Source organism: Nitratireductor lacus (assembly GCF_056431025.1).
Genome location: NZ_JBWKMB010000018.1, coordinates 22,720 through 40,835, shown reverse-complemented (window position 1 = coordinate 40,835; position 18,116 = coordinate 22,720). Strand labels below are relative to the sequence as shown.

Sequence of the window (18,116 nt, the reverse complement as noted above, 5' to 3'; positions counted from 1 at the left end):
ATCCGGCCCTTATTGCATCTGGACTTTCGCTTCGATCACACCACCATGACCGGGCAATTGGCGAGGCTGGTGACCTTGTGGGACACGCTGCCAAGAAGATAGCCTTCCAGATCTCCCAGACCTCGGCTGCCGAGCACGATCAGATCTGCCTCACGCTCCTTGGCGAACTTCACGATGGTGCGTGCCGGCTGGCCGTTCTTCACGAAAGCACGTGGGCTTTCGGCGCCCATTTCCACTGCCGCCTTCTTGGCGGCATCGGCGATTTCCCTGGCGTGCTCACGCATGACATCGTCTAGGTTCTGCGGATCGTCGGGCCGCACCATGGACATGGACGCCTCAAGCAGGCTGTGATGCCGGAATACAGTCAGCATCATGAGTTCGGCGCCAGTGGTCTTCTGCATCTTGACGCCCATCTCAAGCGCCTTCAGTGAATTTTCCGAACCATCGACCGGGACGAGTATCCTTTTGAACATTGGGCGCCTCCTAATCGAATGCCAGGCTGGGCAGGAACAGGGCGATCTGCGGGAAGAAGATCAGTGCTGCCGAAACACCAAGCAGGATGAGCGTGAAGGGCGGAATGCCCCGTATCACATCCATGTATGGTCGCTTGAAGATGGCGATTGCCGTGAAGATGTCACACCCGAATGGCGGTGTGGCGGAGCCGATGGCCACCTGCAGCGTGATGATCGTGCCGACCAGAACCTTGTCGAGACCGACCGCATCCACCACCGGCGCGAAGATCGGCACCAGCACGAGGATGACCACGATCGGATCGACGAACATGCAGCCGACGAAGAAGGCGATCGAGATGACGGCGAGCACCATTTTCGGGCCCATTTCATCAATGCCGATGGCGCCGAGAATCTGCTGCGGGATCTGCGCGAAGGAGATCACCCAGGAGAAGGCCGTGCCGGCAGCGACGAGAATGAACACCACGGCGGTGATGAGGCCGGTGGACTTGGAGATCTTGTAGATGTCGGCCAGGCTCAGCGAGCGGAAGATCACCAGTTCCAGGAACAGCGCATAGGCCACGCAGATGGCCGCCGCCTCGGTGGGGCTGACAATGCCGCCATAGATGCCGCCAACGATGATGACCGGAAAGAACAGCGGCCAGATGGCCGCGCGCACGGCTGCCACGCGCTCGCCCCAGGGCGCTTTCGGCTCGGTCGGCACGCCCTTCACGATCGCATAGACGATGCAATAGGCGGAAAAGAGAACCAGCAGCAGAAGCCCCGGCCCGATGCCGGCGATGAAGAGCTCGGCAATCGAGGTCTTTGAGACGACGCCATAGATGATCATGCCGATGGAAGGCGGGATCAGAAAGGCGATGTCACTGGCGTTGATGATCAGCGCCAGAACGAAGGAATCGTTATAGCCGGCCTTGAGCATGCGCGGGCGCAGCGGCGAGCCGACGGCGACCACCGTGGCCTGGGTAGAGCCCGACACCGCACCGAACAGCGTACAGGCGGTAGCGGCGGAGACTGCGAGGCCACCCTTGATGTGGCCGATGAACTTCATGACCATATCGATCAGCCGGTCGGCGGACTGGCCGCGCGTCATGATATCGGCGGCGAGAATGAACATGGGCACGGCGATCAACGAGGCCGGGCGAATGCCCGCCAGCATCTGCTGAACCATGAAGTCCATACGGTCGAAACCGCCGAAAAGACCGTAAAAGCCGTAGGCCGCGCCCAGGATGAGCGGAATCATCATCGGGAAGCCGAACAGCAGCAGCACGATCATGATGGTGGAAATTTTGAGTGTCATGGTCGTGGCCCCGCTCAGATCTCGATTTCATCTTCCTCATACCCCTCCAGAACATGGGTGGAGAGATAGATGTCTTTCTGGACGACGTTCTTCAGTGCGGTGAGGGCATATTGCACACCGGTGATGAAGAACCCGACGGGGACCCAGAGGTAGATCCAGTAGACCGGGATCTGCATGGCCGAAAGAACCCGGCCGGACTTGGCCACCTTGGCGATGTAGCCGATGGCGAAATAGCAGAGCGCGAACATGGTGAGCGCGGTGATCACCGTGATGACAATCATCAGCACCTTGCGCGTCTTTGCCGGCAAGGCGTCGTAGAGCGCCGACATGCGGATGTGACGGCCGTGACGCGCGGCATAGCCGATGCCGGCGAAGGTGATCAGGATGATGAGGATGCGGTTGAGCTCCTCGGAAAAGAAGATCGTGCTGCCGATGGCGCGGCTGACCACATTGGCGATCGTGTTGATCGCCATGAGCATAACGCCGAGCGCAAGCATGACCGATTCTATGCGACTGATGGCATTGTCGAACATGCCGATCACGCCGGGCAGTGTGGATTCGTAGTGTTCGCTGTGCGGTTCAGATTTCTGGTCTTCACTGCCCATCTTCATTCCCCTCAATGAGATGACGGAACCCCGCGACCGGAAAAGGTCGCAGGGCCCAGCTTATTATTGCTCAAGGCAGCGGATTATTGTGTCGCCGCCTTCAGGTCTTCCTTCATCTGGTCAAGGATCTTCTTGCCGCTGTCACCGGTCATCTCGATGAACTTGGCTTCCACCTGGGCGGCCGCTTCCTTGAAGGGAGCGCGCTGCTCTTCGGTGAGGTCGCTGATCGTCATCTCGGGCTTGGCTTCCTTGATCTTGGCGAGCGACTCTTCGCTCAGACCCTTCTGGTATTCGAGAATATGCTCGAATGCCGCATCGGCAGCGTCCTGAACGACCTTCTTGTCCTCGTCGCTGAGGCCATCATAGAAGTCTTTGTTGGCCATCACGGCGGTGGTGAAGTTGTTGTGGCCGGTGAGCGTGATGGCGCCGGTCACCTCATACATCTTCGTGGACTCGACCCAGAAGAGCGGGTTTTCCTGTCCCTGAATGATGTTGGTCTGGAGACCGCCATAGACCTCGCCCCAGGGAAGCGGCGTCGGCGTCGCGCCGAATGCCTTGTAGCTCTCCACCAGAAGCGGATTGGTCATGACGCGGAACTTCACCTCGTTGAGGTCTTCTGGCTTCTCCACCGGGTCCTTGGTGTTCATCACCACTTCGCCCTCGGGGAACATCTTGAGAAGCTCGAGGCCCTGCTCTGCATAGAGCTCCGGGAACATCTCGTTGATGGCCTTGGAGTTGCGGAAGAACTCACCCAGGTCTTCCGATTTGGCCGGAAGCAGGTAGGGAACGAAGAAGACCTGCGCCTCGGGGATAAGCGCGCCGGTGAAGCCGGGCGACTGGTCGACGAACTGCAGGATGCCGGCCTGCGCCTGCTCCATGATGTCAGCGGATTCGCCCAGCGTGCCGAACGGGAAGAGCTGAATCTCGTGGTCCGAATTGGCCTCGACCTCTTCCTTGAACTTCTGGGCGTAAACGCCCTGAACGTCCGTCATCGCTTCTTCGAAGGCGTATTTCCAGGTCTCCGCCTGAGCTGCGACGGCACCGGCCAGCACAATCGCGGTGCTGGCGAGACCTGCCATTAAGCGGGATTTGATGGAACGCATTCTGTTCTCCTCTGGTCTTTTAACAAACTGGTCAGGCAAAAAATACTCAATCCCCCGCCGACGCTGCGGCACGGGCAGACGTTCTTAAATGAGCGTCGTCAGCTGGCCGGGAACCAGCCAGGCACTGTCGCGATACCGCGTAGACGTGCTTTTGCCGGGAACTTGCGACGCCGCTTCTTGCTGCGCCCGAGAAGCAGGGGGAACGAACTGGCACTCGCCAGATCCGGAGCGATGATCGCCCGGTGTCGGCACAACGCACGCAAGCGACCACACCGCGCCGGTGTGGTCCCAACGTTCAAGCCGATCATTTGGAGTGCGTTCAAACGCCCCTCCCTGCTCCCTGTCGTCGTTCGACCCGGCCAGCGTGAAACAGACGCGCGGCAGAGTCAATCGATTGTTAAATCGATTGTTTCCATGGTCAAAACGAGCAGCGACCAACAAAGTTCCACGCATGGCGAAACTTATTGTTTTCCACTGCAAGGAAACGTGGGGAAAGAACCGCCGGATTGCCCGCAAAGGCGTGGACAATCCGGCTCAAATACTAGAGCGTTTCACCGAAACGCCGCTCCGCTCTATCTGTCTGTTTTTCCGCATGTATGCGGACGTCAGGTGATTCTACCTGACTGCAAAAATGCTCTAGACGCGGGCAGCCGCCTGCCGGTTCAAGACTTCCCGAAGATTGAAGGCTGCTTCCATCAGGTCCTTCGTGTAATCGCTCTGTGGATTATCGAAGACCTCGCTGGTCGGCCCTTCCTCCACGACCTTCCCGGATCGCATCACGATCGCATAGTCGGAAAGCGCCTTCACAACAGCCAGGTCGTGACTGATGAAGATGAAGGACAGGTTGTGGCTCTCCTGGATGCGCCTGAGCAGGGTGATAATCTGCTTCTGCACTGACCGGTCGAGTGCCGAGGTTGGCTCATCGAGCACGATCACGGTGGGCTTGAGGATCACCGCGCGGGCGATGGCGATGCGCTGGCGCTGACCGCCTGAAAACTCGTGCGGGAAGCGGTTGCGCATGGATGGATCGAGCCCAACCTCTTCCAGCGCCTGAATGGCGCGCCTGTCGCGCTCGCGCCCGGACAGGCTCGGCTCATGCACCAGAAGCCCCTCGGTGATGATCTCGCCCACGGTCATGCGGGGGCTGAGCGAACCATAGGGGTCCTGAAACACCATCTGCAGATTGCGCCGGAACGGTCGCATGGCCGCGCGGTCAAACCCCTGAATGGACGTGCCCTGATAAACCACCCGCCCCTCGGACGGCAGAAGCTGCAGAAGCGCCCGGCCGAGCGTGGACTTGCCCGAGCCCGATTCGCCGACGATGCCGATGGTCTGGCCGGCCCGCAATGTCAGCCCGACATTCTGCACCGCCTTCACTTCGTAGCCCGGACCGGACAGGAAGCCGCCCTTGATGGTGAAGGTCACGCGCATATCCCTGGCATCGAGCAGGATCGGCTGATCATCGCCCACCGGCGGCTTGTGGCCCTCCGGTTCGGCGGCCAGCAGCATTTTCGTGTAATCCTTCTGCGGTCGCTGGAAAATGTCTTCCGTCCCGCCGGTCTCCACCACGAGCCCGTTCTGCATCACATAGACGCGGTCGGCAAAGGCCTCGACGATGCCGAGATCGTGGGTGATGAAGAGGATGGCCATGCCGAGCTTCTTCTGCAGTTCGGCCAGCAGGCCGAGAATCTCGGCCTGGATGGTCACGTCAAGTGCGGTTGTCGGCTCATCGGCGATCAGCAGATCCGGATCGTTGGCGAGTGCCATGGCGATCATCACGCGCTGGCGCTGACCGCCCGAAAGCTCGTGCGGATAGGATTTCAGCCGGCGTTCGGGATCGGGAATGTGGACGAGTTTAAGAAGCTCCAGCGCGCGCTGGCGCGCCGCCCCTGCTGAAAGCCCGCCATGAACCCGGATCGGCTCGCATATCTGCCGCTCGATCGTGTAGAGCGGATCGAGCGAGGTCATCGGCTCCTGGAAGATCATGGTGATCTTGGCGCCACGGATCCTGTTGAGCTTCGCGCGCGGCAGGCCGATGAGTTCCTGCCCGCGATAGGTGACGGAACCGGAGACCGTGCCATTGTTGGCGAGAAGCCCCATCGACGCCATCATGATCTGGCTCTTGCCAGAGCCCGATTCGCCCACCACAGCGACCGTTTCGCCGGCGTTCACATGCATGTCCACGCCACGCACCGCTTCGACTGCGCCATCGGGCGTGTCGAAGGTGACGCGGATGTCGCGGATATCGAAGATGCGTTCCTCGTTCTGCTTCATCATGTCACCGGTCCTTCGGATCGAGCGCATCGCGCAGGCCATCGCCCAGGAAGTTGAGCGCAAACAGGAGCGCAGTCAGCGCCAGCGACGGATAGAGCAGCATATAGGCCGCCCCGCGCATGTTGCGCGCGCCTTCGGAGATCAGCACACCCAGACTGGTGAGCGGCTCCTGCACGCCAAGGCCGAGGAAGGAGAGGAAGCTCTCCAGAAGAATGACCTTGGGCACCAGCAGCGTCATGTAGATGATCACCGGGCCGAGCGTGTTGGGGATGATGTGGCGCTTCAGGATGCCACGAGAGCCCACGCCCAGCGCCTCGGCCGCCTGCACGAACTCACGCCTTCTCAGCGCGATGGTCTGCCCACGCACAATGCGCGCCATGTCCAGCCACTCGACCGCGCCGACGGCAATGAACATCAGGACAACGTTTCGTCCGAAGAACACCACGAGAAGAATGGCGAAGAAGGTGAAGGGCAGCGAGTACAATATGTCGACGATGCGCATCATGATGTTGTCGACACGCCCGCCCAGGAAGCCGGCGGTGGCCCCGTAGATCACGCCGATCAGCAGCGCCACGCCGGTGGCGAGCGCCCCGATCATCAGCGATATGCGGATCGAGATCAGCACGCGTGCGAACAGGTCGCGCCCATTCGCATCCGTGCCGAAGATAAAGCGCAGACGCTGGACGTCCGCCTCCATGACGATCGACTTGTTGTCGCCCGCCTGCTCGACCACGCGTGCGTTCGAGAACAGATCCGAACGGTCGAGATAGCGCGTCACGCGCGGATCGATCTCGCGGCTGGATGTTGCTTCGATGCGCAGCGTGTTGCCATCAAGCTCGATGGAACTGGTTTCAAGCCGCGCCCGCGACAGTGCGGATTCGGCCAGCGGCACGATCTCCGCCTGACGCGGATAGGGCTCGAGGCTGGCCGGCACCTTGACGAAGTCCGAATAGACGCGCGCATAGGGATGCGGCGCCAGCATGGGGCCGAAAATGCCCGCAAACACGAACAGGATGAGGATGAACAGGCTGGCCATGGCGGCGCGGTTTCTGCGCAGCCGCATGAAGGCCGTTTCCCAGAGCGAGCGGCTCCTGGTGGTCGGCAGCTCGCCCTCGGGCGGCAGTTGGCCGGTGGCGATGTCAGTCATAACGCACTCTCGGATCCAGCGCCGCATAGAGGAGGTCGACGATCAGATTGAAGACCACCACGAAGACGGCGATGATGATGACGGTGCCCATGACCAGCGTGTAATCGCGGTTCAGGGCGCCCTGAACGAAGTAACGGCCGATGCCCGGCAGGCCGAAGATGGTTTCCACCACCACGGAACCGGTCAGAAGCGCGGCTGCGGCAGGCCCCAGATAGGAAATCACCGGCAGACAGGCCGCCCGCAGCGCATGAACGACCACGATCATGCGCGTCGGCAGGCCATAGGCACGCGCGGTGCGCACATGGTCGGAGCGAAGCGCCTCGATCATGGAGCCGCGTATCAGGCGGGCGATGATGGCCACCTGCGGCAGGGCGAGCGTGATGACGGGAAGCACCATGGATTCAGGACTGTTCCAGCCGCCGGCCGGCAACAGGCTGAGCCACACGCCGAAAATGAGCGACAGAAGCGGGGCGACCACAAAGTTCGGCACGGTGATGCCGAATGTGGCAACCGCGATGACCGAATAGTCGATCCATGAATTCTGGCGCAGCGCGGCGATACTGCCGAGCACGCAGCCGATCAGCAGCGCGACGAGCAGGGCCATGCCTCCGAGCTGGATGGACACGGGCAGGCCATTGCCGAGCAGTTGCTGAACGGAGAAATCGCGATAGATGAAACTCGGCCCCAGATCGCCACGGGCGAGATTGCCGAGATAATAGAAATACTGTTCCCAGACAGGCTTATCGAGGTGGAAAACACGGTTCAGGTTTTCCAGGACCTTCGCTTCCAGCGTGCGCTCGCGGTCGAAGGGACCGCCCGGCGCCACACGCATCAGGAAGAAGGCGAAAGTGACAATCAGGAACAGGGTCGGAATCGCGCCGAGAAGACGGCGCACGGCATAACCGAGCATCGCTACCAACTCTCATGTCGGTTCGATGCCGCCCGGCCCTCTGAAGGACCGGACGGGGATATCGAACGCTGTTGTTATTCGCTGATGCTCATGAAGCGCGTCCCATGGACGTTCTGGATGTTGTCTTCCCAGCCCTTGAGCTTGGGCGACACCAGAGACAGGGACGAGTAGAAGAGAAGCGGGATGTAGGGCATGTCTGCCATGAACATCGCTTCGGCTTCACGCAGGATCTCGGCGCGCTTGACCAGATCGGTCTCGGCGGCGGCCTTGTCCATCAGTGCGTCATAGTCCGGGTTCTCATACTGGGCGTAGTTGAAGCCGGTGTTGTCGCTCTCGACCAGGAACAGGAAGTTCTGCGGGTCGGAGTAGTCGCCGATCCAGCCGGCGCGCGCCACGTCGAAGTCCTTCTGGTCGCGCAGGTTCGCATAGTGAGCGGACAGGTCGCGGACATTGAATTCGACATTGACGCCGAGCGGCTTCCACATGTCGGCAATCGCGGTCGCCGTGTTCTTGTGGTTCTCGGAGTTGTTGTAGGCAAGCTCGACCGTGACCGGGTTGTCCGGACCGTAGCCTGCTTCCTTCATGAGTTCGATGGCCTTGTCTTCGCGGTCGAGCAGGGACATGTCCGCCCAGTCAGCCTGCGAACCGCCGCCCTCATAGTTGCCGATGCCGGGCGGAACCAGCGAATAGGCGGGCAGCATCGCGCCGGCCCAGATCTCGTCGCCCAGGAACTCGCGGTCGATGACCATGGCAAGCGCCTGACGCACCTTCGGATCCGACATCACTTCGCGCTTCATGTTGAGCGAGTAGTAATAGGTGCCGAGATAGGGCGAAATGCGGACCTGATCGCCCAGGCGCTCCTTCATGGACTTGATCTGCTCGGTCGGCAGATCGGAGCAGCTCATAACCTCTCCCGCTTCGAAACGGCGCACACAGGTGGCGCGGTCCTCGAACGGAATATATTCGATGCGGTCAATCTGAACGCTGTCGGCATCATGGAAGTTCTCGTTCTTCTCCATGACGATCTTGTCGCCCGGCGTGAAGGAAACGAGCTTATAGGCGCCGTTGGTGACGATGTTCTCGGGCTGCACGAAATCCGTGCCATGCGCCTCGACAGCCTTCGGGTTCACCGGCAGGCCGGTCTGGTGCGTGAGAAGCTCAAGGAAGAACGGGGTCGGCTGCTCGAGCGTGATTTCGAGCGTGCGGTCGTCGACCGCCTTCACACCCATCTGATCGGGCTCCATCTCACCCTTGTTGATCGCCTCTGCGTTCTTGATCGGGTAGAGAATGTTTGCGTATTTCGCGCCCGTGTCCGGCGCCATGATGCGGCGCAGGGAGAAGACAAAATCCTCGGCCACCACCGGGTCACCATTCGACCATTTCGCGTCTTCGCGCAGGTTGAAGGTGTAGACCGTTCCGTCGTCGGAAACGCTCCATTCCTCGGCCACGCCTGGAATAATCTTGGCGCTGGCATCATAGACAACCAGGCCTTCGTAGAGATCGCGCATCAGGTGGGCTTCAGCCACCAGCGACGTCTTGTGCTGGTCCAGCGTTTCCGGATCGCCATCATTGCCGCGCACATATGTAACGGCAGAGGCTGCCATCACCGACGACACCAGAATTGTGCCCGCGAGCAGCGGCCGTACCAGGGATTTCAACATTTCCCGCACTCCCATTTTCTTGCTTGCTTGTCATCCAACCAAAGGATGAGAGAGGCGGCATTTGGCAACGAAATGCCGTATACGTCAAACGCTTTTGGGTGCATTTCCCAAAGGTTGCAAGAAATGCGCAACAATCCCCGCGAGGATGCACTATCCTTAGAAACAAAATTACCTAAAAGCCGAGGCAATCCACCCGAAGCATCAGGGTATCCCGACGGTCGGCCACCCAACGGTGTGTATGCATAGAGTGCATCGCACGCCGCGTCCCCACGGCGGGCTTGCAGGTGCAGAAGGACGCCAGCCGGGCCTCGCGGCGCATGCGTGCTGCGTTGACGGACGCGGCAACGCAAATCATTATCAAGCATAACAATCGCAAGCCTGCGTGGGATCTCTTGGAAAACTCGGACACACCGCAAATCGCACGGGAGAGCACGCCGCCCAGGGAGGCGGCCAATCTGTGTCCGACGCACTTCGAGACGCTGTTCAGCCACTGCCGCCCCGAGCGCTACAGGGCAGGCGACTATCTCTTCATGCATGAAGACCCGGCAGACCGTATCTACGGCGTCGTATCGGGGACGGTGGAGATTTCCACCTATTCCATCAGCGGCCGCAAGCTCGTCGCCAATATCGAGCTTTCGCGCAGCCTCATCGGCGAGATCGGCGCGCTCGACGGTGGAGCACGGACGGCAAGCGCCATCTGCCTGACCGATTGCGAACTGGTGTCGCTGAGCCGAGCGCAGCTGATGCGAAAGCTCGCAGAAGATGCCTCGCTGGCGCTGACGATGATCGAACTCCTGTGCGCACGCCTGCGCTGGATCAGCAATGAACGCAATGACCAGGCGCTGCTCAAGGTGGAGGCACGGCTTGCCAAACGCCTTCTCCTGCTCGGCGACAGGCTCGCCGACGAGGGCGGCTGGATCAGGATTTCCCAGTCCGAGCTCGCCGCCTTTCTCGGCGCAACGCGCGAATCCGTGAACAAGATGCTCAATGCCTGGCGCAACGAAGACCTGATTGCCATCAGGCGCGGCGCCATCAGGCTGGTCTCGCAGGCGGGCCTTCAGGAGATCGTCCATCTGGACGACGATTGATCACAATCTGGACAGGAGATAACGCAGGCTCGACCGGCTCGGCATAAAGAAATAGCCGCCGCCGCGCGTGGTCACGAAGCCTGGCAGATCACGGAGCACCAGCCGCCCCTCGTCCATCGGAATGGAAAAACGCCCCTTGCCTTCATTGGCGCCGATGGTCGGATCCTTCTCGTCCGTCAGCCCCTGAAAGAAGGATGACGACACCCAGCTCTGCTGCATGAACTCGTACTGCCGCTCGATATCGGCATTGAGACACATGAAGAGCAGCCCCGCTTCCTGACCGTTTTTATAGGTGCGGCCGCAGCGCAGGATGCGGTGGCGGTTGTTGATCCTGAGCTGGGTTTCGGGATCGTCACCCAGCGAGTCTCTGGGGTTCGAGCGGCGCACATGGGAGCCAAGCGGGCAATGGAGCCCCTGCGGATCTTCGGTGGCGAAGGTGAAGTCGTTGTCGGGTTCACGGTCCGGGCGGCCATTGGGATTGCGCACCAGCGAGGTGCCGTCTTGCCAGCGCCCGACCATCTTGGCCGCAATCCACTTCGAATCGACCGCGGCGTTGCCCGTCTCGGTGCGCAGCGCCTCGGCCGCATGCCGGCAATAGGCGTTGAAGGTCGAAACATGCTGCTCGAGCTGGCGGATCACCATGAAACTGCCATTGCGCCCGAGATCGCGCATGGTCGCCTTCCTGCCGAAGAGCGGCGCTTCATCTCCAGTCTCCAGCGCCGGGAGTATGCCCTCGCTGTCCTCGGCTTCGGCGACGGTCGGAGAGGGCGGATAGAACCCGTTCTCATCCGGATAGCCAAGCACGAACTCGCCAGGTGCTATGAGATGCATGGACGATGTGCTCCCGTTTGCACGCGGCGTGCCACGCACGATGGGCTGGGATATGCCGTCGGCGAACCCGAAATGCTCGACCGCGTGCCTGCCCTCTCTCCTGATCTCGAGGGGGAGCTGCGCAACGCGCTGCACGCCGGCCCTGTCCGTTGCATGCAGCAGGGACTGGATGTCCGTATCGAGCGTTTCATAGCTGCCCGCATAGCAGACGACAGCCACATCGACCGGCTTCTCCTGCGAGCCCCAGACCCAGCGCTCCGGCGCGCTCTTGCCGATATCGTCGAGAACGCGGCTGCGCGCCTCAGTCGCCATGCCCTGCCGAAAGGCGGCCGGAAATCCGTCCAGACGGTCATCGCCCGGGCGCTCCCCCAGGCCCAGCCGTCTCAGTCCACCCGGCCCAAGAAGGGTGATCATGGCCCGCTCGGGCGGAAGCTGATTGCCGAAACTGGTGCGTTCCAGCAAAAATGCCAACCACTCCCGCCGCGCAGCGCGCGGCAGGTCCGCCGGGATATGGAAGGCGAGCATTTCCGCTTTCGCGAGCGGGCCAAGGGGGCCGAAGAAGATCGACTGGATCTCTTCGGTTTCAAGTGTATCGCGCGGGCGCGGTTGCGAACCGAAGAGCCGCAGCCAGTCGCGCGCTTCGCTTTCGGTTTCCGCTTTCGCTATCCCACTGCGGATCAGCGAATTGATGCGGATGCGGCTGGTGGTGAGGCCGGGATAGGCCGCATACCAGAAGAGCGTCGGCACCTGCTGTGCCCGCGCCCAGCGCTTGAAACGGTCGCCATCGGTCGCCCCGTCACGGAACAGCATGCGCGTTTTCGGAAAGCCTGCCGTATTGCTCCAGACCCCGGTCAGGCCGGCATGGGCCTTGGTGATGAAATCCTCCAGATAACTCTCCCAGCTGCCACCGTAATTGCTCAGGAAGACAAGCTGTTTCGTTGCCGGCAGGAGCACCCAGCGGGCGAAGTGGATCGTGTTGATGTCGGCGAGATATCCGGGCCGGAACACCTGCCGCGCCATGATCGAGATCAGGTAGAAGGAGAGCCGGAGCGAAAGACGCCTCAGCCAGCCTCCCTTCAGCGTCGATACGGCCGTAAGATGATTTTGCGCCAGGTGGTTCTCGCGCTTTGCGATCTCTTCCAGACGCGCCAGGTCCGCGTTCCGGTCGCTCGGAACATCGCGTTTTTCAAGGTGCCGCAGATAGAGGATCAGAAGCCCGCCCATGAAGGCAAGCAGCATGGTGACACCGATCAGGGTGAGCACGATGGATGTGCCGACGATCAGCAGATTGCGAAAGAAGCCGGGTGCATAGCCGAACACCAGCGAATAGGTGATGGCAAGGCAGATCAGGAGCGTGACGGTGACCGTCATCAGAACCTTCGGCGCGCGCAATGTTCGCTTCACCGCGCTGGCAACACTGCCTGCCGGCTTTTCCAGAAGCGTTTCGGCGGGCTCGAATGCCCAGTCGAAGCGCCCTTCGCCCGTGAGCTTCTGCCTTACCCGATCAAGAATTGCACCAGCCTCGGCACCGTCAGGCGCCGCTGCGATTTCCGCACGCGCGGCCTCCTCCAGTTCCGCCTCTGCCCGGATGCGCCGGACCGAATGACCGGGCGTGCCCGAGAACACGAGCCCGGCATCGCTGCCGAAGGTCGGAGAGATATCCAGCGCGCGCTCACGGATGAGCACGCCGGCAGGCCGGTGCCCGGTCGTTCCGCATGCCATGGCAAGGAGATCGCGCAACACGGGTTCGGTGGCGTTCACAAAGGCATCCACGACATCGTCCTTCGTGCCGTCGCCCGACAGTTCAATGACCAGATGGCCGGCGCTCCTCGCCGCCTCATCGCCCTGCCCGTCGATCACGGCGATGCTGGCGAAGTGAATCACGCCGCTTTCGTCCAGCGCGCTCTTCATTGCCTCGCCCGCCGGATTGCCGAGCGCGTCGACTTTCGCGCGCAAGGCATCCATCGGTGTATCCCTGGCGCAGGGGATCACCGCCGTCACCATGGTGTGTTCGACCGTCCTTGAAAGCGGGGCCGGATCAAAACAGACCATGAGGCTTTCGGGATAGGCTCCGAGCCGCTTCAGGCGCCCGTCTTTCCCGCCGGCACGCTGCAGCCCGGGCTTTGAGAACAGCGCGCGAAAGCACTCGGCAATCTGAATCCGGGCTATCGCCGCACCGATGCACTGGTGAATGCCGTGACCGAACACCATGTAGTCCCGCGCGGGCCGCTCCATGTCGAAGCGCTCCGGTTCGCGCACCGCCGCGGGGTCGAACATGGCCGAGAGTGTCGCCGGCATCACCGTTGTGCCAGCCTTGATCTTCCGCTCCCGCCGCGTCCCTTTGGCGATCACCGCATCGCGCGCCGTGTAACGGAACGGGCCGACCCAGATGGGCTTGAAGCGCATTGCCTCAAGGATGGCGCGTTCGAGACGCGCATTGTCGCCGGCTGCGATTGCCTCTTCCACCGCCCGCCGCGCCTCGGGTTTGGAAAGCACGACATCAAGGCAATTGCCGCTCGCCAGAAGATTGGTCGGCGTGAAGCCGGCAATCATGCCCAGCATGATGGCATGGATATCGCCGAGGCTGACCTGCGGGTCTTCCGCGTCGAGCATCCCGACGAGGCGGCCAAGCGGCGTGGAGCCGCCCACCGCCCCCTCGCGCACCGCCGCGATGGAACGGTCGATTGCACGCCGTACACGGTCTGCGGCAACCACCGCCAGTTCCCGCGTCACCGGGTCCGCGCCGGGATCGGCGAAGAACAGCCCGCTCAGGGCATTGGCCCAGTCGGAGAACGCGTCCTCATCATCGATCAGAATACCGAAATAATCACGGCAGATGCGCACCGGAACAACACGCAAAAGCGCATCCACCGCATCGAAACGGGGCGCAGCGCGGCGCATGATAAGCTCGGCGTGCCGTGCCGCGAGCGGGCGCGCCAAGCTTTCCACCTCGTCTACGGGGAAAGCGGACAACACGGTCGACTTCATACGCCGGTAGTCCGGCCCGTCCTGCATGCCGAGAATGAAGTTGGTTCCGCCGGCGATCTCTGCCATTTCCAGGCCGTAGGGGGTCTGGAACACGTCCTGCCGCTCCAGTACCTCGCGTACGTCCTCGCTGCGCGTAACGAGAACGAAACCGCCGAGTTTGAGTACGGGATGAAATCGCCGCAACAGGCCGAGCGCCCAGCGCGGGTTCTCCAGAACGTAGCTGGTGAGTTTCGCGCGCCAGCCCTTCGCACGAATCCGCTCGATATCGAACGGCGGCATGTCGGCCACCGGCCCCTGGGTGCGCTGCGCCTCGCGCACTCCGTCGAAATACTTTGTCGTCGCCATTGCGTTCCCCTCGGACGGCAAAGGCCTACGCGTGAATGCGCGGAACGTGTGTGAAGCAGTTCACGCAGGGCCGAATTCGATCGCACCTCCGTCCTGATCGGCGAGGTTGAAACCATCAATGAGAAACGCTGTGGCGGATTTCTCCGCAAACGGGATCCATGCAACGCGTTCAAGCGAGAAATCGGGATGATAGGCGTGGAAGAGCGCCTTCTCCCGGCGCGCCTCTTCCATGCGATCACTGCGCGCCAGTGCCCCGATCTTGAGAAAGCGCGCGTAGAAATAGCGTGGCGACAGGTCGAGCGACGCCTCCGCCGCTGCAATGGCGTCGTCCCAGCGCCGGTCGAAACAGCAGGCGGCAGCGAGTTCCCCGAGATTGTGGAATCCGTAAATGTCAAACGGGCTCAGCCGCCGTGCCGTCCTGAACATCGGAATGGCCGTTGCCGCATCTCCGAGCAACAGATGCGCGCTGCCCATCGCCGAATGGGCAAAGGCGAAGCTGGGATTGATCTGCAGTGCCTCGTGCAGGTGCTCGATAGCCGCCTTCGGCTGCCCTCGCATGATCGCCACGGCGCCAAGATGCGCGTGGGGCCGGGCATCCTGGCTGTCCATCAGAAGCGATTTGCGCGAGAAGTCCGTCACCCTGTCGAGATCGTCACCCGCACCCGCCTGCAGCCAGCCGCGCCAGAAATACCACCACGCCAGTTCATTGAGCACCGCGCTGGCGTTGGGCGCTTTCCGGCGCGCTTCCTCGAGACAGTCGAGCGCCAGCATGGTGTCCTCACGCGTGCGACGCTGCATGTGCCAGCGGGCGCGCCGCACGAGCTGCCATGTCTCGAGGCTTTCCCACGGCACCTGAAAGGTACGCGCCTGCTCGACGCGCTCCACCTCTTTTTCCAGCATGGAAACGATCTGACCGCCGATCTCGTCATTGACCAGCGATACTTCGTCGAGCGGGCGGCGAAAGCCACGCGACCATACCAGCCGCTCATTGGCAGCGTCGGTCAGCGTGATGACAAGATCGAAATAACCGCTTCCGCGTGCAAGCCTGCCATCGACAAGATAGCGCGCGCCAAGCGCGCTGCCGGTCATACGCGGGCCGAGCGCCTTGTCACGGAACTGGAAGCTCGATTCCCGCGCGATCACCGGCAGCCAGCGCGTGCTGCACAGACCCTGGATTATGTCTTCGGCGACACCATCGGCGACATAGTCGAATTCCTGTGCGCCCGCCTCGTTCTGGAACGGGAGCACGGCAACTGCCGGAGGGGCTGCGGGATCGGCAGCGCGTCGCGGGACTGCTTCTGCGCGCTCGTCATCACCCCGGTTTGCCACAAAAATGCGGACCGGAAGCGCGATGTTCTTGAGTTGCCGCTCTCCGAGGTCGGTGAAGCTGGCAGCAACCTTGTCCCTGACATGGTTCCAGGTCGTTTCCGAGATCGCCAGCCCGTCCGTGGGAGCTAGCTCCTGGATACGCGCGGCGATGTTGACGTCATCCCCATAAAGGCTCGCGCCGCGAACGATCACATTGCCGGTGTTGATGCCGACCCGGAACGGCATGCGGCGGTCGCCGGGCACACGACCATTCAGATCGACGATGCGCTGCTGAAAGTCGAAGGCGGCGCGCAACGCGTCGATGGGCGTGCCGAACTCCGCCATGATGCTGTCCCCGGCAGCACCGAATGTGCGCCCGCCTGCAGCGTCGCAGCTTTCGGCGATGATTGACCGCCGCTCTTCGAACGCGGCCACCGCGAACTCGTCATCGATCCCCATCAGCCGGGAAAATCCGACTGCATCGATTGAAGCGATGGTCGTGACCTGTCGGGTGTATTGCCCCTCGGACATTGTTTTTCAGTTGGTGCCCCTCAATGACCCCAGCGTATCCCCGCACACCGGATCGGGCAACCATGAAGAGCATGAACCGGTTTGCCGGCATATTTGCGGTTTCTTATGCGGCTGCATATCGCCCGGAACATGGAGTGTAGCCAATTTCACAGAAGCCACATGCTGTCACGATTAGTCTGGTGCCCGTTAGCAGAGCAATCTCGACGAAAAACAGCGGGTTTCGACATGACGGCCTTATCAGTTTGTACCGCATCCTCCCACGGACCGGGTGTGCCGCCAGAAGGGGCCCGCCGCAGCTCGATCGGAAGAAACTCCAGCCGCCTCCAGGCGCAGAAAGGCTCGGTGGTCCTCGTCGACAACCGCATCCTGGCACGTGAGTGCCTCCGCAGCAGCCTTGCCGCACACCCTGCCCCCTGGGATGTGGTCGCCTGCAGCACGATCGAAGAATGGCAGAATGAAGCGGACCGGCATCCTCCACTGGCCGCTGTGCTCCTCCATGTGGGATCCGCCAACATCACGGATTCCCACATGGAGGAGCTGATCAGACAGGCCATCAGGATTTCTGCATCGGCACCGCTGATCATCCTGGCAGACCGGGATGACGTGGTGCAGATCGTCAATGCACTCGATTATGGCGTGCGGGGCTATATACCTTCGTCGGTGAGTGTCGAGGTTTGTGTCGAAGCCATAAACCTCGCGCTCGCCGGCGGGGTATTCGTCCCCGCCAGTACCGTCTTTGCGATGCGCGAGGTCATCAACAGCGATCCGACGCATGACCAGCGCCTCACCGAAATGTTCACCCCGCGCCAGATTCAGGTGGCTGAGGCCATCTGGCAGGGCAAGCCCAACAAGATCATCGCCTACGAGCTGAACATGTGCGAGAGCACGGTCAAGGTGCACATCCGGAACATCATGCAGAAGCTCAAGGCGACCAACCGGACGGAGGCCGCCTACAAGGTGTCGGCCCTTTTTACAAGCAACGGTGTCGACTTTCTGTAACCCTTGTACCCTGGCCTTCGGCGGGCGCTGTGCGCATGGCCGCCCCGGGAGACGGCCATGCACGATCGGGCGCTGAACCGGCTATTTCACGCCGGTTTCAAGGAAGACCGCCGGCGCTTCGTCCGAAACCCCCTCGAAGGAATAGACCGTGTAGCGCGCATTCGGGTCGTATCCCATGCCGAGCGAGCCTGACGGCATGCCGGGAACGGCGATACCCTTGATATCGGGCTGCTCCTCAAGGAGTTTTTCGACAGCCTCAATCGGCACGTGCCCTTCAAGGACATATTTGCGCTCACCATCGACCACCGCCGTGTGGCAGGCTTCGAGATCACCCGGCACGCTGGCCTGTTTCTTGATGCTCGACAGGTCTTCAAGGTCGGTCGTCGTGACCGGGTATCCGGCCTCCTTCATGGCCTCGACCCACAGCTCGCAGCAGCCGCACCATGGCGTCTTGAAAACCGTGATCGCCGTATCGGCCGGAGCGGCATGGGCAAGGCCCGGGGCCAGAAAAAATGCCAGCGCTGCGCCGGCTGTTACTCGGTTTGCGTGATTCTTCATC

13 protein-coding genes are annotated in these 18,116 nt (G+C 61.7%); 2 read left to right on the top strand and 11 right to left on the bottom strand.

All coding sequences use genetic code 11. From position 1 onward, the window contains the following. Positions 1-35: 35 nt before the first annotated feature. From AC07E3_RS15930 to AC07E3_RS15895, 8 genes are all read right to left on the bottom strand, one after another. On the bottom strand, positions 36-473 hold the full coding sequence (locus tag AC07E3_RS15930; protein WP_478363248.1) for a universal stress protein: 438 nt from the start codon (positions 471-473) through the stop codon (positions 36-38). Positions 474-483: 10 nt separating this feature from the next. Next, entirely contained in the window at positions 484-1,767 is a 1,284-nt protein-coding gene (locus tag AC07E3_RS15925) for a TRAP transporter large permease (RefSeq protein ID WP_478363246.1), read from the bottom strand. A 14-nt stretch (positions 1,768-1,781) separates the two neighbouring features. Next, positions 1,782-2,372 (bottom strand): TRAP transporter small permease, encoded by a 591-nt coding sequence (locus AC07E3_RS15920; RefSeq protein ID WP_478363244.1) that lies wholly within the window; start codon positions 2,370-2,372, stop codon positions 1,782-1,784. 83 nt (positions 2,373-2,455) lie between these two features. Continuing rightward, positions 2,456-3,475: a TRAP transporter substrate-binding protein gene (locus tag AC07E3_RS15915; protein ID WP_065816615.1), complete on the bottom strand. Its 1,020-nt coding sequence runs from the start codon at positions 3,473-3,475 to the stop codon at positions 2,456-2,458. Between the two features lie 636 nt (positions 3,476-4,111). Then, complete coding sequence (locus tag AC07E3_RS15910) at positions 4,112-5,752, bottom strand: ABC transporter ATP-binding protein (protein ID WP_336070576.1); 1,641 nt, start codon at positions 5,750-5,752, stop codon at positions 4,112-4,114. Between the two features lies 1 nt (position 5,753). Next, complete coding sequence (locus AC07E3_RS15905) at positions 5,754-6,896, bottom strand: ABC transporter permease (protein WP_336070578.1); 1,143 nt, start codon at positions 6,894-6,896, stop codon at positions 5,754-5,756. After that, the gene (gene oppB, locus AC07E3_RS15900) at positions 6,889-7,806 is read right to left on the bottom strand and encodes an oligopeptide ABC transporter permease OppB (protein ID WP_336070579.1); all 918 of its coding nucleotides are present in this window, start codon (positions 7,804-7,806) and stop codon (positions 6,889-6,891) included. The genes AC07E3_RS15905 and oppB overlap by 8 nt, the downstream gene beginning before the upstream one ends. A gap of 74 nt (positions 7,807-7,880) precedes the next feature. Continuing rightward, entirely contained in the window at positions 7,881-9,467 is a 1,587-nt protein-coding gene (locus AC07E3_RS15895; RefSeq protein ID WP_336070581.1) for a peptide ABC transporter substrate-binding protein, read from the bottom strand. A 392-nt stretch (positions 9,468-9,859) separates the two neighbouring features. Between AC07E3_RS15895 and AC07E3_RS15890 the strand changes: the two genes are divergently transcribed. Further along, complete coding sequence (locus tag AC07E3_RS15890) at positions 9,860-10,555, top strand: Crp/Fnr family transcriptional regulator (RefSeq protein ID WP_478363239.1); 696 nt, start codon at positions 9,860-9,862, stop codon at positions 10,553-10,555. On the opposite strand, the gene AC07E3_RS15885 is transcribed toward AC07E3_RS15890, so the two are convergent. Then, a complete protein-coding gene (locus tag AC07E3_RS15885; protein WP_478363237.1) occupies positions 10,556-14,719 on the bottom strand; it encodes a cytochrome P450 in 4,164 nt (1,387 codons plus the stop codon). Between the two features lie 60 nt (positions 14,720-14,779). Continuing rightward, the gene (locus tag AC07E3_RS15880; protein WP_336070585.1) at positions 14,780-16,558 is read right to left on the bottom strand and encodes an adenylate/guanylate cyclase domain-containing protein; all 1,779 of its coding nucleotides are present in this window, start codon (positions 16,556-16,558) and stop codon (positions 14,780-14,782) included. Between the two features lie 342 nt (positions 16,559-16,900). On the opposite strand from AC07E3_RS15880, the gene AC07E3_RS15875 reads away from it, so the two are divergent. Next, the gene (locus AC07E3_RS15875; RefSeq protein WP_336070587.1) at positions 16,901-17,557 is read left to right on the top strand and encodes a response regulator transcription factor; all 657 of its coding nucleotides are present in this window, start codon (positions 16,901-16,903) and stop codon (positions 17,555-17,557) included. A gap of 81 nt (positions 17,558-17,638) precedes the next feature. Here the strand turns inward: AC07E3_RS15875 and AC07E3_RS15870 are convergent, their stop codons facing one another. Beyond that, positions 17,639-18,115, bottom strand: a complete 477-nt coding sequence (locus AC07E3_RS15870) for a DUF411 domain-containing protein (RefSeq protein ID WP_478363234.1) — start codon at positions 18,113-18,115, stop codon at positions 17,639-17,641. Position 18,116 lies beyond the last annotated feature (1 nt).